Here is a 20,416-nt window from a genome sequence, read left to right as displayed (position 1 = left end):
AGCTGCTATTTGCGGGAGATCAGCACACCCAGCAGCAGGCCGGCGGTGGCGCCAATGGTGATGGCTTTCCACGGATTGTCGTGCACAAAGGTGTCGACGCTGTCGGCCGCCTCGCGGCTGTGGGCCAGGATGCTGTCCTCCAGCTTGCGCAGGTCGCTGATGGCGGTGCGCAGCGTGTCGTCGAAGCGGGCGCGGGCGTCGGAGGCGGTGACGCTGACCTCGTCGGCGCTGTCCTCCAGCCATTGTTCGGCGTCGTTGATGGAGCTGCGCAGTCCGTTGACCAGCTTGTCGCGGGTGTTGGCGATGGCGGCCTGGGTGTCGGCAATGTCGGTATGGCTCATGGTGACCTCGTCAATGATGTGTCGGTTGATTCGACAGTATCGGCGAAGTCGCCGCTTGTTGGGCGCGCAATTGCATCCGGTGGATTTAACGCAGCGCGTAGTCCAGCGCCACGCCGGCAAACACCGCGCCGCCCAGCCAGTTGTTGTGGCGGAAGGCGTAGAAGCACGGATCACGCTGGCGGTGGCGGATCAGCGTGTAGTGGTAGCAGGCCATGCCCGCCGCCACCGCCAGACCGGCGACAAACCACCGGCGCAGCCCCATCTGCCAGCCGCACACCAGCAAGATCGCCAGATGCATGGCGTAGCAGAACATGATGATGGCCACGTCGTAGCGGCCGAAGGTGATGGCCGAGGTCTTGATGCCGATCTTCAGGTCGTCGTCGCGGTCGACCATCGCGTATTCGGTGTCGTAGGCCAGGGTCCAGAACACATTGCCGAGCAGCAGCAGCCAGGCCACCGGCGGCACCTGGTTCTGGATGGCGGCGAACGCCATCGGGATGCCGAAGCCGAAGGCGATCCCCAGATAGGCCTGCGGGATCGCGAAGAAGCGCTTGAAGTAGGGATAGGTGCCGGCCAGGATCGCCGCCACCACCGACAGCTGCCTGGTCAGCGTGTTGAGCGGCAGGACCAGGCAGAACGCGAGCAGCGTCAGCACCACGGCGATCGCCACCGCTTCCTTGCCGCTGACGCGGCCGCTGGTGATGGGACGGTTGGCCGTGCGTTTGACGAACTTGTCGATGTCCTGGTCGGCGTAGTCGTTGATCGCGCAGCCGGCCGAGCGCATCAGGAAGGTGCCAAGAATGAAGATCAGCAGCAGACGCCAGTCCGGCACGCCGTCGGCGGCGATCCACAGCGCATACAGCGTCGGCCACAGCAGCAGCACGGTGCCGATCGGTTTGTCGAGGCGGATCAGACGGAGGTAGAGCGCCAGCTTGGTCATAGGTCGGTTCGGGTCACGGGAAAGCGGGGATTATCGCAAATCCCGGGCCCGGGTGTCATGCGTCGGCGCGCAGCGGGGTGATGCCGGGCAGCTCGCACTCGGCCACCACCTCGCACACGGCATCAATGGCCGCCTTGCGGGTGAAGCTTTTGCGCCACACGATGACCACCCGGCGCGACGGCGCCGGCGCCTCGAACGGCCTGAATTGCAACATGCCATCGTTGGCGTTCAGGTCCGGCACCGAGGCGCGCGGCAGCACGGTCAGGCCGATGCCGCTGGCCACCATGTGACGGATGGTTTCCAGCGACGAGCCCTCGAAGGTGCGCTGCATGCCGTTGCCGGGCGTGGAGAAGCGCGCCATCTCGGGGCACACTTCCAGCACCTGGTCGCGGAAGCAGTGGCCGTTACCCAGCAACAGCATGTTCTCGGTCTTGAGGTCGTCGGCGGGGATGCTCTTGCGTTGGCTCCACGGATGCGCCGCCGGCATGGCGACCACGAACGGCTCGTCATACAGCACCTGCATGGCCATGCCGTGTTCCGGCAGCGGCAACGCCATGATGGCCGCGTCCAGCTCGCCCTGGCGCAGCATCTCCAACAGCTTGACGGTGAAGTTTTCCTGCAGGATCAGCGGCATCTGCGGCACTTTGTCGATCATGCCCTTGACCAGCGGCGGCAGCAGGTAGGGGCCGATGGTGTAGATCACGCCCAGGCGCAGTTGGCCGGCCAGCGGGTCTTTGTTCTGCTTGGCCAATTCCTTGATGGCGGCGGTTTGTTCGAGCACGCGCTCGGCCTGGGCGACGATCTGCGCGCCCAGCGGGGTGACGGAGATTTCGGCGCCGCCCCGTTCAAACAGGACCACGCCCAGTTCATCTTCCAGTTTCTTGATGGCGACCGACAGCGTCGGCTGGGCGACGTAACAGGCCTCCGCCGCATGGCCGAAGTGTTTCGCTCTTGCAACGGCGACAATGTATTTCAGTTCGGTCAGTGTCATGAATGTATTTGAGCACAGGCGATGCTGGTATGCAATAAAGGAACGCCAAGATGAGCTATTGTAGCGGAATGCTGTCGATATAATGCAGCGTATCCGGAAACAAATAAAGAAAGTCCCCATGCCCCAATTTGAAGACAAGATCTGCACGCGCGCCGCGCTGGCCGCGCGCGTGGCGGCGCTGCCGAAGCCGGTGGTGCTGACCAACGGCGTATTCGACATCCTGCACCGCGGCCACGTCACCTACCTGGCGCAGGCGCGCGCGCTGGGCGCCTCGCTGGTGGTGGCGGCCAACACCGACGCCTCGGTCAAACGGCTGGGCAAGGGCGACGACCGCCCGCTCAACAGCTGCGCCGACCGCATGGCGGTGCTGGCCGCGCTGGAGTCGGTCAGCCTGGTGGTCGAGTTCGACGAGGACACCGCGCTGGCAGTGGTACAGCAGGCGCGGCCCGAGATCTACGCCAAGGGCGGCGACTACCAGATGGACGCCATCCCCGAAGGCCAGGCGGTATTGGCCTACGGCGGCGAGGCGGTCGCCATCGACTTTGAGCACGACCGTTCGACCACCAAGCTGCTGGCCCGCGTCCGCTCCTTCAAATGAGGATCATCCTGATCCTGGTGGCGGTGCTGGCGTTCCTGCTGGCGCTATGGGGGCCGCCGCTGATGGTGGCGCGCCACTACTGGCTGCGCGGCAATCCCTGGGCCTTCCGCAACCTGCGCTTCGTGCTGCCGGCGCAACTGCTGGCGGCGGTGGTGCTGGCGTTCGCGGCCGAAGTCCACGGCATGCCGAACCCGGCCGCCGTGATGGCCGGCTGCACCATGCTGGTCGGCCTGCTGGGCGCCGGCCTGCTGGCGCTGCTGGCCATCTGGGGCGCCCGCCGCTGAACCTGGTGTCAAACCCCGGTGTCAAACCCCGGTGTCAGGTCTGACATTCGCACACGGGCTCTGCTTTGACGTTACACTGACGGGCATGACTTCGACCGAAATCGATCTGCGCAGTTATGACACGCCGTTCTCGGACGTGCACGACTTCGCCCAGATGGTGCTGCCGCTGCGCGGCAAGCTGACGCTGGACATCAACGGCCACGGCGCGGTGCTGCATCCGCTGCGCGCGGGCTTCATCGCGCCAGGGCTGGTGCACAAGCAATTCTCCGACGCGCCCAACGCCTCACTGATCCTGGATTTCGACCTCGGCGCGGTGTCGCCGCGGACGGCCGGCCTGCTGGCGCAGCGCCCGTTTTTATCGGTGAGCGCGGCCACCGCCAAGCTGATCGACTTCATGAGCATGCTGCAAGGTCAGGGTGCGGCCAGCGCGGCCGTGCTGGCCAACTGGGCGCCGCTGCTGCTGGAATCGCTGACCAGCCAGCCGATACGGCCGGCATCGCGGTTGCAGGCGGCGCTGACGCGCTTTGAGGCGCAGCCCGGCTATCCGTGGAATACCGAGCGCATGGCGGCGGTGGCGTGCCTGAGCGTCAGCCGTCTGCACCGCGTGTTCCGCGAACAGCTGGACAGCACGCCGCAAGCGTGGCTGAGCGCCATGCGCCTGCGTTATGTCTGCCGCCAACTGGTGGAGTCGTCGCTGCCGATCGCGCAGCTGGCCACGCAAGCCGGCTATGCCGACCAGAGTGCGCTGACGCACGCCATGCGGCGCGCGATGGACATCACGCCGCTGGCCTACCGACAGCAGAATCAGACAACAATCCGCTAGTCCCGCACAATCCCCGCATCATTTGCCGCGCCACAATAGGCTTCGAAAGGAGAGTCTATGTGGTATGGCATTGTATGCGGCCTGATGGCCGGAGCATTCTGGGGCACGATTTTTGTGATGCCGCGCTGGCTGGCGGCGTTCTCGCCGATAGAACTGGCGCTGGCGCGTTACCTGGCCTACGGATTGATCACCTTGCTATTGCTGGCGCCGCGCCTCGGTCGCCTGCTGCGACGGCTGACCCGCGATGACTACAAGGTGCTGCTGCGGCACGCGTTGGCGGGCAATCTCGTCTACTACGTGCTGCTGTCGACCGGCGTGCAACTGGCGGGCGTGGCGGCGGCCTCGCTGATTATCGGCCTGCTGCCGCTGAGTGTGACCTTGCTGGGACGGCGTGAGCACGGCGCTTTGCCGTTGCGTCAACTGGCGTGGCCGTTGGGGCTGGTGGCGGCGGGCATCGTCTGCATCAATATCGACGTGTTCACCGATGCGCGTGGCGTCTCGCTGCCGTGGACCAGGGTGGCGCTGGGCATGCTGTGCGCGCTTGGCGCGCTGCTGTGCTGGACCTGGTACGCGGTCGACAATGCGCGCTTCCTCCAGCGCAATCCACAGTTCACAGGCGCCGAATGGTCGGGGCTATACGGCCTCGGCACGGGCGTGGTGGCCTTGCCGCTGGGCGCGGTGATGTGGGCGCTGGGCGGTGTCGGCGATCCGGCGCGCGACTGGCTGCGTTTCTGGACCGTGGTGACGCTGGTGGCGCTGGGGGCCTCGGTGATCGGCAACCAGCTGTGGAATATCGCCAGCCGGCGCGTGCCGGTGACGCTGGCCGGCCAGCTGTTGCTATTCGAAACCTTGTTCGGCCTGCTGTACGGGTTTATTTACCAGCGTCAAATGCCGCGTCCGCTGGAGTGGACGGCGATGGTGTTGCTGATCGCCGGGGTGGCCGGCGCGGTGTGGCTGCACGCGCGCCCGCCCACGGCAACGCTTCAAACGCCGCCGGCGTAGCCGTTCTGGCGCCAGGCCTCGAACACCACCACGGCGACGGTGTTGGACAGATTCATGCTGCGGTTATCCGGGCGCATCGGCAGGCGGATGCGTTGCGCCGGCGGAAAGCTCTCGCGCAGCGCCAGCGGCAGGCCGGCGGTCTCCGAGCCGAACACGAACACGTCGCCCGGCTGGAAGCTGGCCTGCGCAAACGGTGACGAGCCGTGCGTGGTCATGGCGTACATGCGCGATGGCTCGGGCTGGGCCTCGGCCAGAAACGCCGCCCAATCTTTGTGCACTTTCATACGCGCATATTCATGGTAGTCGAGTCCTGCGCGCTTGAGCTTGGCGTCGTCCAGCGGGAAGCCCAGCGGTTCGATCAGATGTAGCTGCGCGCCGGTGTTGGCGCACAGGCGGATGACGTTGCCGGTGTTCGGCGGGATTTCTGGGTGGACCAGGACGACGTGGAACATTTTTCTTCCTTGTTAAAATCAATGCGGCGGTGTGCGGGCGAAGACCAGGTTGCTGACCCGCGCGGCGCCGTGGCGTTTCAGCGTTGCCGCCAGTTCGTTCAGTGTGCGGCCGCTGGTCATGACGTCGTCGACGACGCCGATGTGGCGGCCGGTCACCAGCGCCGCGTCCGCTATCGCGAAGGCGCCGGCGATGTTGGCCTGGCGCTCGGCGGGCGTGACGCTGCTCTGGGCGGCGGTGTCGCGCACCCGCTGCACCAGCCGGGCGTGCAGCGCGATGTCCAGGCCGCGTGCCAGCGGCCGGGCGATTTCCAGCGCCTGGTTGTAGCCGCGCTCGGCCAGCCTGCGCGGCCCCAGCGGCACCGGGCAGAGCAGGGCCGGCAGGGCGACGCCTTGCTGGCGCAGCACGGCGTCGCGCAGCAGGCGGGCGCACAGCGGGGCCAGCGCCAGGCGGTGGCCGAATTTCAGTTGCAGCACCAGTTGGTCGACCGGCAACACGTAGTCGGCGGCGACCAGTGTGCGCTCGAAGGCCGGCGGGTGGCGCAGGCAGACGCCGCATAGCGGCCCGGCCGCCGGCCCCGTCTCGCCGGGGGGCGCGCCACTCGGCAGCGGATTCGCACAGCAAACGCAGCGGGCGATGGCGGCGGCGGGGCCGAAAAACTGCGCCTCGCAGCCGGCGCACAGCGCCTCGCTGCTGTCGCCGCCGCACAGGGCGCAGGCGTTCGGCAGCAGCCGGTCCAGCAGCGCGCGGCCCCAGCGGGCCGCCATCAGCTTGCCTTGCATGCCACGCCTCCCCTGTGAAAACCTGCCCGGCCCCCGTCGCGAACGCGTGCAACCATGTACACTGCCGACATTATCGCATTACAACGACCTATCTTCATGCAAGTCCCTGCCCACCCGCCGAAACTGAGCGCGCCGATCGACCTGGAGCGCGTCCGTCAGCTGTTTTCCCGCCCCGAGCGTATCGCGCCGGCCGATTTCCTGCGCCGTGAAATATCATCGCGCATGTTCGATCGCCTGGAATTGATTAAAATAGCGCCTTCGCGCGTTTTGGACGCCGGCTGCGGCGCCGGCGCCGATCTGCCCCTGTTGCAAAAGTCCTATCCCGCCGCCCAGATCGTGGGCCTGGACGCCGCCGACGCCATGTTGCGCGCCGCGCACGCGCCGGGCGCCAGGCCGTCGTCGCTGAATCACTTGCTGAGCAAGCTGCTGCCGTCGAAGAGCGGCATCGACCTGCTGTGCGGCGATTTCGCCGATTTGCCGCTGGGACCGAACTCCCTGGATTTGATCTGGTCCAATCTGGCGCTGCACTGGCATCCGCAGCCGGACCGCGTGTTCGCCGAGTGGCGCCGCGTGCTGCGCGTGAACAGCCTGCTGATGTTTTCCTGCTTCGGCCCGGATTCGCTGCGCGAACTGCGCGCGGCCTTCGCCGAAGCCGATCTGGCGCCGCATGTGTTGCCCTTCGTCGACATGCACGACTTCGGCGATCAACTGGTCGAAGCCGGCTTTTCGACCCCGGTGCTGGACATGGAAACCATCACGGTGACCTACGACACGCCGCAAGCGTTGTTGTCCGACGTGCGCGCGCTGGGCGGCAATCCGCTGACCACATTGCGTCGCAGCATGATGGGCAAGGCGGCTTGGCGACGCATGCTGGACACGCTGGAAAGCGGCCGCCGCGGCGACGGCAAACTGGGGCTGACCTTTGAGGTTATCTACGGTCACGCCTTCCGTCCGGCGCCGAAGGTCACCGCTAGCGGCGAGGCGATCATCCGCTTCGATCCGCCGCGCAAGTCGCGCTGAGGCGGGTTTCATGTTGCCATGCGGCGTAGAGCCGTATGGCAACAACAATAGTTTATTGCTTGATGTGCCACGTTTTTGTTCTATATAATCAATCACTAACTTTGCCGTCATGGCAAACACGGGTTACATCGAGTACGAACAAGCAGTTGAATTAAGCAGAATCACGCGCCGGCCATGCCGGTGCGATGTGGTTGTTTAAGGAGCGTCGCCGGTTCAGTTCACCGATAGCCGGTAAGACGTTAAAAAAATATATTTTTAATTTCTTGGGCAGTTGGGGAAAACATGACATATGCGAAGCGACTTCAAGCGTTGGTGCCGGGGCTGGCCATGTTGGCAGCCGGCATGCCGGCGTGGGCAGCTGACACCGCAACCGGGACCTACACCGCCGCGACGGGCGGCACCGGCGGACCCACCGACCGTGCATTAAACCTGCAACCTCCCGCCACCGAAATCGCCGCCCAAGTCTACGACCTGCACAACTGGATGATGGTGGTGTGCCTGGTCATCTTCGTGGCCGTGTTCGGGGTCATGTTCTACTCCATCTTCAAGCACCGCAAGTCGCTCGGCCACAAGCCGGCCACCTTCCATGAATCCACCGCCGTCGAGGTGGCCTGGACCATCGTGCCCTTCCTGATCGTCATCGGCATGGCGCTGCCCGCCACCCGCACCGTGGTCGGCATGAAGGACACCACCAACGCCGACATCACCATCAAGGTCACCGGCATGCAGTGGAAGTGGGGCTACGATTACCTGAAGGGCGAGGGCGAGGGCATCAGTTTCCTGTCCAACCTGTCGACCCCGCGGGCGCAGGTCGGCGCGCCGGGCTTCCAGCCGACCGAGGCGCGCGGCGACAACTACCTGATGGAAGTCGACAACGAGGTGGTGGTGCCGGTCAAGCGCAAGATCCGCCTGATCACCACCGCCAACGACGTCATCCATTCGTGGTCGATCCCGGCCTTCGCCGTCAAGCAGGATGCGATTCCGGGCTTCGTGCGCGACACCTGGTTCAAGTCCGAGCACACCGGCACCTTCCGCGGCTACTGCTCGGAGCTGTGCGGCAAGGAGCACGCCTTCATGCCGATCGTGGTGCGGGTGGTCAGCGACGACGAGTACAAGGTCTGGGTCGACACCAAGAAAAAAGAAATGGCGGCGCTGGCCGATGATCCGACCAAGACCTGGACCATCGACGAGCTGAAGACCAAGGGCGAAAAAGTTTACAGCACCAACTGCGTGGCCTGCCACCAGGCCAACGGCCGCGGCACGCCGGGCATGTTCGCCTCGCTGGACGGCTCGCCGGTGGTCAACGGTCCGAAAGCGGAACAAATCAACGTGCTGCTGCACGGTAAGAAGAGTGGGAAATATCCCACCGAGATGCCAGGCTGGAAACAACTGTCGGATACGGATATCGCGGCTGTCATTACTTACACCCGCAATAGCTGGACGAACAAAGCCGAGGAAAACATCGTTCAACCAGCCGAAGTCGTGGCTGCACGTAAGTAATCAGGAGCGTTACAGATGAGCACTACTACTTTGGATCACGGTCACGATCACGACCACGCCCATGACCACCCGCATGGCCCGGCGCGCTGGCTGTTCGCCACCAACCACAAGGATATTGGCACGCTGTACCTGTGGTTCTCCTTCATCATGCTGCTGTCCGGCGGCGTGCTGGCGCTGATGATACGCACCGAGCTGTTCAAGCCCGGCCTGCAATTCTTCCAGCCCGAGTTCTTCAACCAGCTGACCACCATGCACGGTCTGGTGATGGTGTTCGGCGCCATCATGCCGGCCTTCGTCGGCTTCGCCAACTGGATGATCCCGCTGCAGATCGGCGCCTCCGACATGGCGTTCGCGCGCATGAACAACTTCTCGTTCTGGCTGCTGCCGCCGGCCGCGATCCTGCTGGCCACGTCGTTCCTGGTGCCGGGTGGCGCCACCGCCGCCGGCTGGACGCTGTACGCGCCGCTGTCGACGCAGATGGGGCCGGGCATGGACATGGCCATCTTCGCCATGCACCTGATGGGCGCCTCGTCGATCATGGGCTCGATCAACATCATCGTCACCATCCTCAATATGCGCGCGCCGGGCATGACCCTGATGAAGATGCCGATGTTCTGCTGGACCTGGCTGATCACCGCCTACCTGCTGATCGCCGTGATGCCGGTGCTGGCCGGCGCCATCACCATGACGCTGACCGACCGCCACTTCGGCACCACCTTCTTCAACGCCGCCGCCGGCGGCGACCCGGTGATGTACCAGCACATCTTCTGGTTCTTCGGCCACCCCGAGGTGTACATCATGATTTTGCCGGCGTTCGGCATCGTCTCGCAGATCCTGCCGGCGTTCGCCCGCAAGCAGCTGTTCGGCTACGCCTCGATGGTGTACGCCACCGCCTCGATCGCGATCCTGTCGTTCATCGTCTGGGCCCACCACATGTTCACCACCGGCATGCCGGTGACCTCGCAGCTGTTCTTCATGTACGCGACGATGCTGATCGCGGTGCCGACCGGCGTCAAGGTGTTCAACTGGATCGCCACCATGTGGCGCGGTTCGATGACGTTTGAAACGCCGATGCTGTTCGCGGTCGGCTTCATCTTCGTGTTCACCATCGGCGGCTTCACCGGCCTGATCCTGGCGGTGACGCCGATCGACATCCAGCTGCAGGACACCTACTACGTGGTGGCGCACTTCCACTACGTGCTGGTGGCCGGCTCGCTGTTCGCGCTGTTCGCCGGCTTCTACTACTGGTCGCCGAAGTGGACCGGCCACATGTATAACGAGCTGATGGGCAAGATCCACTTCTGGGCCTCGTTGATCACCTTCAACATCACCTTCTTCCCGATGCACTTCCTCGGCCTGGCCGGCATGCCGCGCCGCTACGCCGACTACTCGGCGCAGTTCACCGATTTCAATATGGTCGCCTCGATCGGCGCCTTCGGTTTCGGCCTGTCGCAGGTGTTCTTCCTGTTCTTCGTGATCCTGCCGACGATTCGCGGCGGCAAACAAGCCGACGCCAAGCCGTGGGAAGGCGCCGAGGGCCTGGAGTGGACCGTGCCGTCGCCGGCGCCGTTCCACACGTTCGAAACGCCACCGCAGTTCAAATAATCATGGCTGAACAAAAAAAGCCGAACAACCTGCGCACCGCCCTGATCCTGGGCGGGCTGGCGGTGTTCTTTTTCGCCTCGGTGTTCGTCAAGCGTATCTGGCTGAGCTGAGATGACCGAGAACCGCAAGCTGCTGGGCAAGCTGATCGTCATCGCCACGGTGATGTTCGGCTTCGCCTACGCGCTGAACCCGTTCTACCGCCAGATCTGCGAAGCGCTGGGGCTGAACGTACTGACGCAGAAGGACGGCGTGGTCGCCTACGACAAGAACACCCAGGTCGACACCAGCCGCACCGTCACCATCGAGTTCGACGGCAACGCCCAGGGACCATGGCGCTTTCGTCCGACGCAGGCCAGCATGACGGTCCACCCCGGCGAGCTGAACACGGTGATGTACGAGGTGGTCAACACGCAAAAGCGCGCGATGAACGCGCAGGCCATACCGAGTTACGCGCCGCAGAACGCGACGCCGTATTTCATGAAGGTGGAGTGCTTCTGCTTCCAGCAGCAAACGCTGAAGGCCAGCGAGGCGCGGCAGATGCCGGTGGTGTTCTACATCGACCCGAAACTGCCGCCGGAGGTCAAGACCATCACGCTGTCGTACACCTTCTTTGAGATTGGTGGCGGCCTGGTTAAATCGGCGGCGGTGCAGTGATGGCGGACAAACCCGGCTTCCTGTACTCGTTGAAGGCCGTGCTGTGGTCGTTTGTCGGCCTGCGCCGCAAGCGCGATTTCGATGCCGACGACCGGCAAGGTTTCAACCCGGTCCACGTCATCATCGCCGCCTTGCTGGCGGTGGCCGTGTTCATCGGGGTACTGATAACAATCGTCAAATTTGTAGTAGCCACACAGTGAATAGGGAGATGAAGATGAGTTCAACAGGATCGCATGGCGGCGCCGCGCCGTACTACTTTGTGCCCGGACCGTCGCGCTGGCCGCTGCTGGCCGGCCTGTCGCTGCTGGTGACCATGATCGGTGCCTCGGCGTGGGTCAACGATGTGTCCTGGGGGCCGGCCGCCAACGGCATCGGCATCCTCGGCACGCTGACGGTGCTGTATTTCTGGTTCGGCGACGCCATCAGGGAATCCGAGGGCGGCCTGTACAGTCAGCGCATCGACCACTCCTACCGCTGGTCGATGGGCTGGTTCATCTTCTCCGAGGTGATGTTCTTCGGCGCCTTCTTCGGCGCGCTGTTCTACGCGCGCACCATCACGCTGCCGTGGCTGGGCGACCTCGACCACAAATTCATCTGGCCGGACTTCGCCGCGCAATGGGCCGGCGCCAGCCCGGCCGGCACGGTGGAAGAGTTCAAGACCATGGGCCCGTTCCCGATCCCGACCATTAACACCGCGCTGCTGCTGACCTCGGGTGTGACGCTGACCATCGCCCACCACGCGCTGCGCGCCGGCCACCGCGCGCAGACGGCGTTCTGGCTGTTCGCCACGGTGCTGCTGGGAGCCACCTTCATGGGCTTCCAGGGTTATGAGTACTACCACGCTTACACCGAGCTGAACCTGAAGCTGACCTCGGGCATCTACGGTTCCACCTTCTTCATGCTGACGGGATTCCACGGGTTCCACGTGACGATGGGGGCGATCATGCTGTCGGTGGTGCTGTACCGCGTGCTCAAGGGCCATTTCACGCCGGAGCACCACTTCGCGTTCGAGGGCGCGGCCTGGTACTGGCACTTCGTCGACGTGGTCTGGCTGGGCCTGTACGTGGTGGTGTACTGGCTGTAAGTCGCAGTGCAGGACAAGCCGCACTCCGGTGCGGTTTTTTTTTATCCGTTGCGGATGCCGGTCGGGTGGATGTACCCTAGCTGGTAGGCGAGCAGGATCAGCAGGAACAGGGTGATCGACAGCGCCACGCGCACCGCCAGCGCCCGCACCGTGTTGTTGCTGCGGCCCTTGTCGCGCATCAGGAAGAAGAAGGCCGCCCCCAAACTGCCGATGATCAGCATGAAGGCGATGGCGACGGCAATTTTCATGGCAGGTGGGCGTGTCGACTTTGATTGAGGTTCCATTGTAATGGTGTTCCGCTTTAAATTGATTCCTTTCGTGGCCACGCTGCTGGTGGTGGCCCTGGGTGTACAGCTCGGCAACTGGCAGTCGCGCCGGGCCGAGCAGAAGACCGCCCTGCAGGACAAATTGTCCCAGGGCGCCCACGCAACGCCGTTGGTGCTGGACGGTGCGCCGCTGGCGGCGGACACTGTCGCCTGGCGCCGCGTGACGGTCAGCGGCGTGTTCGTGCGCGACTGGCCGGTGTATCTCGATAACCGTCCGTATCAGGGCCGGGCCGGATTCTATTTGCTGATGCCGTTTAAAATAGCGGGATCGACGATGCACGTGCTGGTGGCGCGCGGCTGGCTGCCGCGCGATCCGCAGGTGCGCGACAAGCTGCCGGCCTACGCCACGCCGGACGGGGTGGTGACGCTGCAGGGCGTGGCGCGGCACAACGCCGGCCATGTGATGGAGCTGGGCGCGGCGCCGCCGCTGGCGCCCAACGCCATCGTGCAGAACGCCGATCCGCTGCAACTGGCCAGGGACAGCGGCCTGACCATGCAGCCGTTCGTGGTGGAGCAGGGCGCGCCGGCGCAACCGGCCGGCGACGACGCGCAACTGGTGCGTGACTGGCCGGCGCCGTCGCTGGGCGTGGAAAAACATCAGGGCTATGCCTTCCAGTGGTACGCACTGTCGGCGATGGCCGTCATCTTTTTTGTCGTGAACGGATTCAGACGTGGAAAAACCAAATAAACCGGGCCGCGGCCGCTGGAAGTTGCTGGGTGTGCTGGCGGTCTGCGCGGCGCCGCTGCTCGCCTCGTACTTCATGTATTACGTCGTCAAGCCGCAGGGCGGGCAAACCAATTACGGCACGCTGATCGATCCGCGTGCTCATCCGATTCCGGCCATGGCCAGCACCACGCTGGACGGCAAGCCGGCGCGGCTGGAGGATTACCAGGGCAAGTGGATCATGCTGAAGGTCGGCCCATCCGATTGCGCCGCCGACTGCCAGGACCAGCTGTTCGCCATGCGCCAGCTGCGCACCATGCAGGGCAAGGAGGCCGACCGCATCGAGCGGGTGTGGCTGATCACCGACGACCAGCCGCTGGACACCATGCTGCTGCGGGTGAACGACGGCACCCACATGCTGCGCGCGCCGGCCGCCGCGCTGGCGCAGTGGCTGCCGCTGGAGCCGGGCGGGGCGGACCGCGCGTCCGACCATGTGTACCTGATCGACCCGCTGGGCAATCTGATGATGCGCTTCCCGACAGGCGCGGTGTCCAGTGACGTGGACAAGGTCAAGCGGGTGCACAAGGACATCGCGAAATTGTTGAAGGCTTCCGCCATAGGTTAACCGTATCATGCATCTGACTCTTGCTCAAATGGCCATCACGGCGCTGCTGATCGCGCTGCTGCCGGCCGCCATCGTCTGGACCTCGTCCGACGTCAACAAGTACCGCAAGCTGGTGTGGGTGTGCGTGTTCATCACCTTCGACCTGATCGTGTTCGGCGCCTTCACCCGCCTGACCGATTCCGGCCTGGGCTGCCCGGACTGGCCGGGCTGCTATGGCGCCGCCAATCCCTTCATCGCCCATGAACAGATCGTCGCGGCCGAGGCGCTGATGCCGCATGGCCCGGTCACCGTGTTCAAGGCCTGGGTCGAGATGATCCACCGCTACCTGGCCATGACCATCGGCGTGTTGATCGTGGCGATGATGGCGCAGGCCTGGTATCAGTGGCGCAAGTCCGGCGGCACGCGCGCCGAGTACGCGCCGTGGATGCCGACCGCGCTGTTCTTCTTCGTCTGCCTGCAGGGCGCGTTCGGCGCGTGGACGGTGACGCTGAAGCTGCAGCCGGTCATCGTCACCATGCATCTGCTGCTGGGCATGGGCCTGCTGGCGATGCTGGTGTGGTACGGCGGCCGTCAGAACCATCTGATCGCGCCGCGCACGGTGGTCAGCGCGGCGCCGCCGGCGATGCGCAAGATCCGCCTGCTGGCGGTGCTGGCGGCGGCGATCCTGCTGGCGCAGCTGGCGCTGGGCGGCTGGGTCAGCACCAATTACGCGACGCTGGCCTGCACCGATTTCCCGCTGTGTAACGGCAAGGTGATCCCGGAGATGGACTTCGCGCATGGCTTCGCGCTGTGGCGCGAGCTGGGCAAGACGGCGGCCGGCCACTATCTGCCATTCTCGGCGCTGACGGCGATCCACTGGGTGCACCGCAATTTCGGTTTCCTCGTGGCGCTCGTGGCCGGCTATGCCGTGTGGCGCGCCTGGGGTCACGACGCCTTGCATAAAACCGCGCGCAATATCGCGCTGGTGCTGGGCGCGCAGATCGTTACCGGGCTGGCGACCATCTACCTGAGCTTCCCGCTGACCATCGCCGTGCTGCACAACGCCGGCGCGGCGCTGCTCGTGTTGTTGCTGACCATGTTAAACTACAAGGCTAAGTACCAGTACGACATTGCAAAAAAGGCAGCATCGGGCTCTGCCCATCCTCCGGCGTCGACGGTACGGCATTGATTAAGTTTCCCTCATGACCACGCAAACCGTAACCACCAAATACCAGAGCCGCGCCGCGCAATTTTGGGCGCTGACCAAGCCGCGCGTCACCATGATGGCGGTGTTCGTCGCCATCATCGGCATGTTCCTCGGCACGGCCGACGGCGTGCCGGCGCTGGATCTGGTGCTGTATGCGACGGTCGGCATCTGGCTGCTGACCGGGGCGGCGTTCGCGGTCAACTGTCTGGCCGAGCGCGAGATCGACGCGCGCATGGCGCGCACGGCGCGCCGTCCCATGGCGCTGGGCAACATCACGGTCGGACAGACGGTGGTGTTTGCGCTGGTGCTCGGCGGCGCCGGCATGTGGGTGCTGTACAGCCTGGTCAATCCGCTGACCATGTGGCTGACCTTTGTGACCTTCCTCGGCTACGCCATCATCTACACGATGATTCTGAAGCCGGCCACGCCGCAGAACATCGTCATCGGCGGTCTGTCGGGCGCGATGCCGCCGGCCCTGGGCTGGGCGGCGGTGGCCAACGACGTGCCGATGGAGGCGTGGCTGCTGGTGATGATCATCTTCGTCTGGACGCCGCCGCACTTCTGGGCGCTGGCGCTGTACCGCCGCGACGACTACGCCAGGTCGGGCTTGCCGATGCTGCCGGTCACGCACGGCATGCAGTTCACGCAGTTTCATGTCTGGTTGTATTCGATCGCGCTGGCGGCGACCACGCTGCTGCCGTATGCGGTGCAGATGAGCGGCCTGATCTATCTGATCAGCGCGGTGATCCTGAACGCCATCTTCCTGCGCCACTCGTGGAAAATCTACCGCCACTACACCGACCTGATCGCCCGCAAAGCCTTCGCCTGGTCGATCATGTACCTTGGCCTGCTGTTCCTCGCCCTGCTGGTTGACCACTACTTTAAAATCTAGTCGGGGATAGAGCCAAGCCGGCAACCAGTTCAACTGAAAGACCACTCTCGATGAAAAAAGTTCTCGCGCTCGCGCTGATCGCTGTTTCCCTGCTGGCCGCCTGCGGCGAGAAAAAGGCCGAGGCGCCCAAGCTGACCTTCCAGAGCACCGACCTGACCGGCGCCGCCTTCGCCAGGGACTTCGCGCTGACCGATCACCACGGCAAACCGCGCACCATGGCCGATTTCAAGGGCAAGGTGGTGGTCATGTTCTTCGGCTATACCCAGTGCCCGGACGTCTGCCCCACCACCATGGCCGAAATGTCGGAGGTGATGAAGCAGCTCGGCCCGCAAGCCGACCAGGTGCAGGTGCTGTTCGTCACCGTCGATCCGGAGCGCGACACGCGGCAACTGCTGGCCGAGTACGTGCCGGCCTTCGACCAGCGCTTCCTCGGCCTCTACGGCACCGCTGACCAGACCGCCGCCGTCGGCAAGGAATTCAAAGTGGTCTACAACAAGGTGCCGGGCAGCACCAAGGACAACTATTCGATCGACCACACCGCCGCCAGCTACGTGTTCGACAAGCAAGGCAAGCTGCGCCTGCTGCTGCGTCCCGGCCAGGGCACCGGGCCGGCCGTGCACGACATCAAGCTGCTGCTGTCCTGAGTGCGCATGAAACAGCGCTTCCAGCCCTTCACCCGCCTGGCCGCCGTCATCCTGCTGGTGATCGGTTGCCTGGTCGTGCTGCGGCCGTTCCTGGCGGCGATCCTGTTCGCCGCCGCCATCACCATCTCCAGCTGGCCGTTGTACCTGCGCCTGCTCGACAAGCTGAACAACCGCCGCACCATCGCCGCGCTGGTGATGAGCGTCGGCCTGACGTTGCTGATCATCGTCCCGCTGACGCTGGTCACCTGGAATATCGCCGACAACGCCACCTCGTATTACGATCAGATCAAGGCCGGCCTCGGCAGCGGCACGCTGAACGCGCCGACCTGGATACGCGATATCCCGCTGGTGGGCGAGGCCATCGAAACCTATGTGAACACGCTGCTGCACAGCCGTGACGAACTGCTGGACGCCGCCCGCAACCTGCTGGAACCGGGACGCCGTCTGCTGCTGGGCGGCGGCATCGTGCTGGGCTCGGGCGTGGCGCAGGTGAGCCTGGCGGTGTTCGTCAGCTTCTTCCTGTACCGCGACGGCCACGCCATCGTCTACGCGCTGGCCTCCGCCATGGACAAGCTGATCGGCGAACCCAGCGTCATCGTCGCCGACACCGTCAGCCGCACCGTGCGCGGCGTGATGTACGGCATCCTCGGCACCGCGCTGGCGCAGGCGGTGGTGGCCGCCATCGGCTTCCTGATCGCCGGCGTGCCGGCGGTGACGCTGATGTCGGTGGCCACCTTCCTGTTCTCGCTGATCCCGGTCGGCCCGCCGCTGATCTGGGGCGGCGCCGTCATCTGGCTGTTCAACCACGGCGAGACCGGCTGGGCCATTTTCATGTTCTTCTGGGGCATGTTCGTCATCAGCGGCGTTGACAACGTGATCAAGCCGCTGCTGATCTCGCGCGGCTCCAGCCTGCCGTTCGCGCTGGTGCTGCTGGGGGTGATGGGCGGCGTGCTGGCGTTCGGCTTTGTCGGCCTGTTCATCGGCCCGACGCTGCTGGCCGTCGGCCTCGGCCTGCTGCGCAAGTGGACCGGCGACGAACTCAAAAGTTAATCAGCCTGGCCGCCAGCTCGGCATCCAGATGCCGTTCAAAGATGCGCTTCAGCGTGCCATCCTCGCGCATGGCGCGGATGGTCTGGCCGAAGCGCGCCGCCTGCGCGTCGTCGACATGCTGGCGTGACAGGATCAGGCCGCCGACCAGCACCTCGCGCGGCGGCGCCCAGTCCATGATCTTGTAGGTGCCCGCCAGTTGCTGCTGCTGGATCAGCGGATACCAGCCGGCGCTGAGCGCCATGACCGCCTGCACCCGCTTCAGCTTGAACAGCCGCAGCAGCGCCGCATAGTCGGGCGCCTCGTACACCCGTCCCTGCGCGCGCAACTGGTCCAGCCAGGCCTCGTAGGCTTTGCCGTGGCGGAAGGATTTGATGACGCCGATCTTGCTGTGGCCGTCGGCCAGGAAATCCGCCATGCTGCGCGCGCCAATCTCCTGATGCAGCAGCACGTAGTTGCGCTCGGCGAGGTAGGGGATGACGTGGACGATTTTCTCGCGCTCCGGTGTCGACATCGCCGACACGGACATATCGAGACTGCCGCCCTTGAGGCCGGCCCAGATGCGCACCCGCGAGTCGGTCGACGGCGCGATGGTGCAGCCCATGCGGCGCGCCACCTCGTCGACCACGTCCTTGTCGATGCCGGTCCAGCGGCCGTCGCCGGCTTTGTAGTAGAGCGCACCATACTCATAGAAGGCGCTGCGCAGCGGGCCGCAATCGGCGCGCGCCGTTGCAGTCAGACACAGCAGGATGGCGCTGAGGATAAGACGGGCTAGCATTGGTGTCCCCCTGGCGCCTCGGGGGACGCCTTTAATCAAGGTCGGCGTTATCCTCGGTGTCATCCTTGGGGATGACCTTGACCAGCAGGATGCGCGGACCATTCATTTTCTTGGCGACGATATCGAAACCGCGGAAGCTGATGCGTTGGCCCTGTTTCGGGATATCGCCCAGTTTCAGCATAATCAGGCCGCCCACCGATTCTACCTCTTCCAGGCCCAGTTCTTCATTTTCTATATCGATGCCCAGCGTGCGCTCCAGCGAGAAGATCGGCAGGCTGGCCTTGCCGATCAGCGTGCCGTCCGGCTGCTTGAGCCAGTCGTTCTCGTTGAGGCGGAACTCGTCGTGGATCTCGCCGACCATGGCGCCGAGCAGATTGTCCAGCGTGATGAAGCCGACCGGGCGCTTGCCTTTCTCGCCGATCAGCGCGAAGTGCGGCGCGCCGTCGCGGAAGCGGCGGAACTGCTCCAGCGCCGGCGTGCGGGCGGAAATCGTCTCCACCGGACGCAGGAAGGGCAGCAAGTCGTTGATCGGGCGGCCGGACTGCATGGCGAAGAACAGGTCTTTCAGATGCACCACGCCGAGTACGGTTTCGCCATCCTTGTCGTAGTAGGGATAGCGGCTGAAGCGGTTGCGCAGCATGGTGTCGAGGTTGACGCTGAGCGAGCGGCCGGCGTGCAGGCTGATCACCTCGTTGATCGGGCGCATCAGGTCCGACACCGACAGGTCGCTGAAGTCCAGCGAATGGGCCAGGATGTTGCGCTCGTCCTGGTTGAATTTTTCGCCGGGCTGGCTGGTGCGCAGGATCAGCTTCAGTTCCTCGACCGAGTAATGGCTGTCGTGCCCGCCTTTACCGGCCAGGCCCGCCGCCCGCAGCACCATGTTGGCGCTGGCGTTGAGCAGGTAGATGAACGGGTACATCAGCCAGTAGAAGCCGTACAAGGGCAGCGCGCTCCACAGGCCGACCACTTCCGGCATGCGGATCGCCAGCGATTTCGGCGCCAGTTCGCCGACCACGATATGCAGGAAGGAAATCACGCCGAAGGCGAACACAAACGCGATGCCGTGGATCAGCTCGGGCGAGGTGACGCCGATGGCGTGCAGTAGCGGCGCCAACAGGCTGGCGAAGGCCGGCTCGCCGACCCAGCCCAGGCCCAGCGAGGCCAGCGTGATACCGAGCTGGCAAGCGGACAGGTAGGCGTCCAGCTCGCCGTGGACCTTGCCGAGGATGCGCCCCTTTAATCCTTGTGTCTTGGCGATGGCGCGGACCCGCGTTTTTCGCAGAGTGACGATGCCGAATTCGGCAGCGACGAAGAAACCGTTCAAAGCAACCAACAACAGGGCGAGAACGACAAGCAGGACGTTTTGCATAGGGGCCGAGCGGCAGGATTGCGTAGTTGAAACCACCATCTTAAACGACTGCGCGATAATTTGCGTAAATTGGAGCGCCTTTACCAGCGTATAGTTAGTGACTTTATTAATGCTGTTACCTTGTATTCGATGATTTTTCGACGATTTTTGATACTGGTTTCATTTTTCGCATGCGCCAGCCCGGCTTGGGCGGTACCCGAGCCAGAAATTGCCGGTCAATTGGAGGCCATGGCGGCGGAAGATCAGGCGCTGCGGGCCCGCTGGACCCGTGATGCGCCGGAAATCCGGGCCGAGGTTCATCGTCTGGACGCGGCGCATGAGGCAGCGCTGCTCGACATCATTCGCCGCAAAGGCTGGCCGGACATCGCCATGGTCGGCAAGCCAGCCGCGCAGGCGGCGTGGCTGGTGGCGCAGCACGGCACGCCTGAATTCCTGAAGCTGTGTTTGCCATACATGAAGGCAGCAGCGGATCGCGGCCAGATGCCGCAATGGGCATTTGCGCTTAGCGTCGACCGGGATTTGATGTACGACGGCAAGCCGCAACGCTATGGCAGCCAGTTCCAGACCGGTAAGGACGGTAAGCCCCACATGTACCCGGTGGAGGACGAGGCGCATCTGGATGAGCGCCGTGCCCAGGTTGGCCTGGAGCCGATTGCAGAGTATCAGGCCTTGATGTCGAAGTAGCCTCGGTCTCACTTTTGTTACGGCAAAAAATTTGCGTGGTGCGGTCGATGATCTACGGACGGAGCGGCGCTTGGCGGCGCTGCCGGTGCAGCCGCCGGAGACGGAGCGCGGCGATTGCCTGGTCGCG

Annotated in this window: 26 protein-coding genes; 18 read left to right on the top strand and 8 right to left on the bottom strand. The window is 64.5% G+C overall.

Annotation, left to right across the window (positions count from 1 at the left end; translation table 11 throughout):
• Window positions 1–5: 5 nt before the first annotated feature.
• The 3 genes from GTP44_RS05455 to GTP44_RS05445 all read right to left on the bottom strand — a co-directional run bounded on the left by GTP44_RS05455 (window position 6) and on the right by GTP44_RS05445 (window position 2,272).
• Complete coding sequence (locus GTP44_RS05455) at window positions 6–341, bottom strand: ElaB/YgaM/YqjD family protein (RefSeq protein ID WP_161018630.1); 336 nt, start codon at window positions 339–341, stop codon at window positions 6–8.
• An 85-nt stretch (window positions 342–426) separates the two neighbouring features.
• Window positions 427–1,281 (bottom strand): 4-hydroxybenzoate octaprenyltransferase, encoded by an 855-nt coding sequence (gene ubiA, locus GTP44_RS05450; protein WP_161018629.1) that lies wholly within the window; start codon window positions 1,279–1,281, stop codon window positions 427–429.
• Window positions 1,282–1,336: 55 nt separating this feature from the next.
• On the bottom strand, window positions 1,337–2,272 hold the full coding sequence (locus GTP44_RS05445; RefSeq protein ID WP_160989549.1) for a hydrogen peroxide-inducible genes activator: 936 nt from the start codon (window positions 2,270–2,272) through the stop codon (window positions 1,337–1,339).
• A gap of 118 nt (window positions 2,273–2,390) precedes the next feature.
• Between GTP44_RS05445 and rfaE2 the strand changes: the two genes are divergently transcribed.
• From rfaE2 to GTP44_RS05425, 4 genes are all read left to right on the top strand, one after another.
• Complete coding sequence (gene rfaE2, locus GTP44_RS05440; RefSeq protein WP_161018628.1) at window positions 2,391–2,870, top strand: D-glycero-beta-D-manno-heptose 1-phosphate adenylyltransferase; 480 nt, start codon at window positions 2,391–2,393, stop codon at window positions 2,868–2,870.
• Complete coding sequence (locus tag GTP44_RS05435; RefSeq protein WP_160989547.1) at window positions 2,867–3,154, top strand: hypothetical protein; 288 nt, start codon at window positions 2,867–2,869, stop codon at window positions 3,152–3,154. Before rfaE2 ends, GTP44_RS05435 begins: the two co-directional genes overlap by 4 nt.
• 85 nt (window positions 3,155–3,239) lie before the next feature.
• A complete protein-coding gene (locus tag GTP44_RS05430; protein WP_161018627.1) occupies window positions 3,240–3,977 on the top strand; it encodes an AraC family transcriptional regulator in 738 nt (245 codons plus the stop codon).
• 57 nt (window positions 3,978–4,034) lie between these two features.
• Entirely contained in the window at window positions 4,035–4,979 is a 945-nt protein-coding gene (locus GTP44_RS05425) for a DMT family transporter (protein ID WP_161018626.1), read from the top strand.
• On the opposite strand, the gene trmL is transcribed toward GTP44_RS05425, so the two are convergent.
• Complete coding sequence (gene trmL, locus GTP44_RS05420) at window positions 4,961–5,431, bottom strand: tRNA (uridine(34)/cytosine(34)/5-carboxymethylaminomethyluridine(34)-2'-O)-methyltransferase TrmL (protein WP_161018625.1); 471 nt, start codon at window positions 5,429–5,431, stop codon at window positions 4,961–4,963. The two genes, GTP44_RS05425 and trmL, sit on opposite strands and share 19 nt — an antisense overlap.
• Window positions 5,432–5,449: 18 nt before the next feature.
• Window positions 5,450–6,211: a ComF family protein gene (locus GTP44_RS05415; RefSeq protein WP_161018624.1), complete on the bottom strand. Its 762-nt coding sequence runs from the start codon at window positions 6,209–6,211 to the stop codon at window positions 5,450–5,452.
• Window positions 6,212–6,307: 96 nt separating this feature from the next.
• On the opposite strand from GTP44_RS05415, the gene GTP44_RS05410 reads away from it, so the two are divergent.
• From GTP44_RS05410 to GTP44_RS05385, 7 genes are all read left to right on the top strand, one after another.
• Window positions 6,308–7,231: a methyltransferase domain-containing protein gene (locus tag GTP44_RS05410; RefSeq protein ID WP_160989542.1), complete on the top strand. Its 924-nt coding sequence runs from the start codon at window positions 6,308–6,310 to the stop codon at window positions 7,229–7,231.
• 282 nt (window positions 7,232–7,513) lie between these two features.
• Complete coding sequence (coxB, locus tag GTP44_RS05405; RefSeq protein ID WP_161018623.1) at window positions 7,514–8,731, top strand: cytochrome c oxidase subunit II; 1,218 nt, start codon at window positions 7,514–7,516, stop codon at window positions 8,729–8,731.
• A gap of 15 nt (window positions 8,732–8,746) precedes the next feature.
• Window positions 8,747–10,336 (top strand): cytochrome c oxidase subunit I, encoded by a 1,590-nt coding sequence (gene ctaD / locus GTP44_RS05400; RefSeq protein ID WP_160989540.1) that lies wholly within the window; start codon window positions 8,747–8,749, stop codon window positions 10,334–10,336.
• A 2-nt stretch (window positions 10,337–10,338) separates the two neighbouring features.
• The gene (locus tag GTP44_RS27410; RefSeq protein ID WP_229256364.1) at window positions 10,339–10,446 is read left to right on the top strand and encodes a cytochrome oxidase small assembly protein; all 108 of its coding nucleotides are present in this window, start codon (window positions 10,339–10,341) and stop codon (window positions 10,444–10,446) included.
• Window position 10,447: 1 nt separating this feature from the next.
• A complete protein-coding gene (locus tag GTP44_RS05395) occupies window positions 10,448–10,990 on the top strand; it encodes a cytochrome c oxidase assembly protein (protein ID WP_161018622.1) in 543 nt (180 codons plus the stop codon).
• On the top strand, window positions 10,990–11,190 hold the full coding sequence (locus GTP44_RS05390) for a DUF2970 domain-containing protein (protein WP_160989538.1): 201 nt from the start codon (window positions 10,990–10,992) through the stop codon (window positions 11,188–11,190). Before GTP44_RS05395 ends, GTP44_RS05390 begins: the two co-directional genes overlap by 1 nt.
• An 8-nt stretch (window positions 11,191–11,198) precedes the next feature.
• Window positions 11,199–12,074 carry a cytochrome c oxidase subunit 3 gene (locus tag GTP44_RS05385; RefSeq protein WP_202423990.1) on the top strand — a complete coding sequence of 292 codons (876 nt, stop codon included), beginning with the start codon at window positions 11,199–11,201 and terminating at the stop codon, window positions 12,072–12,074.
• A 41-nt stretch (window positions 12,075–12,115) separates the two neighbouring features.
• On the opposite strand, the gene GTP44_RS05380 is transcribed toward GTP44_RS05385, so the two are convergent.
• Window positions 12,116–12,322 (bottom strand): twin transmembrane helix small protein, encoded by a 207-nt coding sequence (locus tag GTP44_RS05380; RefSeq protein WP_161018620.1) that lies wholly within the window; start codon window positions 12,320–12,322, stop codon window positions 12,116–12,118.
• A 34-nt stretch (window positions 12,323–12,356) separates the two neighbouring features.
• Here GTP44_RS05380 and GTP44_RS05375 point away from each other — a divergent pair, with 34 nt between their 5' ends.
• Genes GTP44_RS05375 through GTP44_RS05350 form a run of 6 tightly spaced genes read left to right on the top strand, consistent with a single transcriptional unit; the run spans window position 12,357 to window position 17,461 of the window.
• The gene (locus GTP44_RS05375; protein ID WP_161018663.1) at window positions 12,357–13,088 is read left to right on the top strand and encodes an SURF1 family protein; all 732 of its coding nucleotides are present in this window, start codon (window positions 12,357–12,359) and stop codon (window positions 13,086–13,088) included.
• Entirely contained in the window at window positions 13,072–13,689 is a 618-nt protein-coding gene (locus GTP44_RS05370) for an SCO family protein (RefSeq protein ID WP_371867149.1), read from the top strand. The genes GTP44_RS05375 and GTP44_RS05370 overlap by 17 nt, the downstream gene beginning before the upstream one ends.
• A gap of 7 nt (window positions 13,690–13,696) precedes the next feature.
• Window positions 13,697–14,857 (top strand): COX15/CtaA family protein, encoded by a 1,161-nt coding sequence (locus GTP44_RS05365; protein WP_229256793.1) that lies wholly within the window; start codon window positions 13,697–13,699, stop codon window positions 14,855–14,857.
• Between the two features lie 13 nt (window positions 14,858–14,870).
• Window positions 14,871–15,767, top strand: coding sequence for a heme o synthase (gene cyoE, locus GTP44_RS05360; protein ID WP_161018619.1), 897 nt, complete (start codon window positions 14,871–14,873; stop codon window positions 15,765–15,767).
• Window positions 15,768–15,817: 50 nt separating this feature from the next.
• Window positions 15,818–16,411 carry an SCO family protein gene (locus GTP44_RS05355; RefSeq protein ID WP_161018618.1) on the top strand — a complete coding sequence of 198 codons (594 nt, stop codon included), beginning with the start codon at window positions 15,818–15,820 and terminating at the stop codon, window positions 16,409–16,411.
• Window positions 16,412–16,417: 6 nt separating this feature from the next.
• Window positions 16,418–17,461 (top strand): AI-2E family transporter, encoded by a 1,044-nt coding sequence (locus GTP44_RS05350; RefSeq protein ID WP_161018617.1) that lies wholly within the window; start codon window positions 16,418–16,420, stop codon window positions 17,459–17,461.
• Here the strand turns inward: GTP44_RS05350 and GTP44_RS05345 are convergent.
• Together GTP44_RS05345 and GTP44_RS05340 are read right to left on the bottom strand one after the other, a co-directional pair.
• Window positions 17,451–18,236 carry a substrate-binding periplasmic protein gene (locus GTP44_RS05345; RefSeq protein WP_161018616.1) on the bottom strand — a complete coding sequence of 262 codons (786 nt, stop codon included), beginning with the start codon at window positions 18,234–18,236 and terminating at the stop codon, window positions 17,451–17,453. The two genes, GTP44_RS05350 and GTP44_RS05345, sit on opposite strands and share 11 nt — an antisense overlap.
• A 31-nt stretch (window positions 18,237–18,267) precedes the next feature.
• Complete coding sequence (locus GTP44_RS05340; protein ID WP_160989531.1) at window positions 18,268–19,605, bottom strand: hemolysin family protein; 1,338 nt, start codon at window positions 19,603–19,605, stop codon at window positions 18,268–18,270.
• 129 nt (window positions 19,606–19,734) lie between these two features.
• On the opposite strand from GTP44_RS05340, the gene GTP44_RS05335 reads away from it, so the two are divergent.
• Window positions 19,735–20,289 (top strand): DUF6624 domain-containing protein, encoded by a 555-nt coding sequence (locus GTP44_RS05335; protein WP_308494313.1) that lies wholly within the window; start codon window positions 19,735–19,737, stop codon window positions 20,287–20,289.
• Window positions 20,290–20,416 lie beyond the last annotated feature (127 nt).

Source organism: Duganella lactea (genome assembly GCF_009857505.1).
Taxonomy (GTDB): Bacteria; Pseudomonadota; Gammaproteobacteria; order Burkholderiales; family Burkholderiaceae_D; genus Rugamonas; species Rugamonas lactea.
This window is presented reverse-complemented; position numbering and strand designations above follow the sequence as displayed.

Bases quoted from the DNA above. Each gene is read 5' to 3' on its own strand.
- GTP44_RS27410 (WP_229256364.1), top strand. From the start codon at position 10,339: ATGGCTGAACAAAAAAAGCCGAACAACCTGCGCACCGCCCTGATCCTG.
- rfaE2 (WP_161018628.1), top strand. From the start codon at position 2,391: ATGCCCCAATTTGAAGACAAGATCTGCACGCGCGCCGCGCTGGCCGCG.
- GTP44_RS05340 (WP_160989531.1), bottom strand. From the start codon at position 19,605: ATGCAAAACGTCCTGCTTGTCGTTCTCGCCCTGTTGTTGGTTGCTTTG.
- GTP44_RS05395 (WP_161018622.1), top strand. From the start codon at position 10,448: ATGACCGAGAACCGCAAGCTGCTGGGCAAGCTGATCGTCATCGCCACG.
- cyoE (WP_161018619.1), top strand. From the start codon at position 14,871: ATGACCACGCAAACCGTAACCACCAAATACCAGAGCCGCGCCGCGCAA.
- GTP44_RS05355 (WP_161018618.1), top strand. From the start codon at position 15,818: ATGAAAAAAGTTCTCGCGCTCGCGCTGATCGCTGTTTCCCTGCTGGCC.
- GTP44_RS05430 (WP_161018627.1), top strand. From the start codon at position 3,240: ATGACTTCGACCGAAATCGATCTGCGCAGTTATGACACGCCGTTCTCG.
- trmL (WP_161018625.1), bottom strand. From the start codon at position 5,431: ATGTTCCACGTCGTCCTGGTCCACCCAGAAATCCCGCCGAACACCGGC.
- GTP44_RS05445 (WP_160989549.1), bottom strand. From the start codon at position 2,272: ATGACACTGACCGAACTGAAATACATTGTCGCCGTTGCAAGAGCGAAA.
- GTP44_RS05415 (WP_161018624.1), bottom strand. From the start codon at position 6,211: ATGCAAGGCAAGCTGATGGCGGCCCGCTGGGGCCGCGCGCTGCTGGAC.
- GTP44_RS05365 (WP_229256793.1), top strand. From the start codon at position 13,697: ATGCATCTGACTCTTGCTCAAATGGCCATCACGGCGCTGCTGATCGCG.
- GTP44_RS05425 (WP_161018626.1), top strand. From the start codon at position 4,035: ATGTGGTATGGCATTGTATGCGGCCTGATGGCCGGAGCATTCTGGGGC.
- GTP44_RS05335 (WP_308494313.1), top strand. From the start codon at position 19,735: ATGATTTTTCGACGATTTTTGATACTGGTTTCATTTTTCGCATGCGCC.
- GTP44_RS05410 (WP_160989542.1), top strand. From the start codon at position 6,308: ATGCAAGTCCCTGCCCACCCGCCGAAACTGAGCGCGCCGATCGACCTG.
- GTP44_RS05390 (WP_160989538.1), top strand. From the start codon at position 10,990: ATGGCGGACAAACCCGGCTTCCTGTACTCGTTGAAGGCCGTGCTGTGG.
- ubiA (WP_161018629.1), bottom strand. From the start codon at position 1,281: ATGACCAAGCTGGCGCTCTACCTCCGTCTGATCCGCCTCGACAAACCG.
- GTP44_RS05350 (WP_161018617.1), top strand. From the start codon at position 16,418: ATGAAACAGCGCTTCCAGCCCTTCACCCGCCTGGCCGCCGTCATCCTG.
- GTP44_RS05385 (WP_202423990.1), top strand. From the start codon at position 11,199: ATGAAGATGAGTTCAACAGGATCGCATGGCGGCGCCGCGCCGTACTAC.
- ctaD (WP_160989540.1), top strand. From the start codon at position 8,747: ATGAGCACTACTACTTTGGATCACGGTCACGATCACGACCACGCCCAT.
- GTP44_RS05435 (WP_160989547.1), top strand. From the start codon at position 2,867: ATGAGGATCATCCTGATCCTGGTGGCGGTGCTGGCGTTCCTGCTGGCG.
- coxB (WP_161018623.1), top strand. From the start codon at position 7,514: ATGACATATGCGAAGCGACTTCAAGCGTTGGTGCCGGGGCTGGCCATG.
- GTP44_RS05345 (WP_161018616.1), bottom strand. From the start codon at position 18,236: ATGCTAGCCCGTCTTATCCTCAGCGCCATCCTGCTGTGTCTGACTGCA.
- GTP44_RS05455 (WP_161018630.1), bottom strand. From the start codon at position 341: ATGAGCCATACCGACATTGCCGACACCCAGGCCGCCATCGCCAACACC.
- GTP44_RS05380 (WP_161018620.1), bottom strand. From the start codon at position 12,322: ATGAAAATTGCCGTCGCCATCGCCTTCATGCTGATCATCGGCAGTTTG.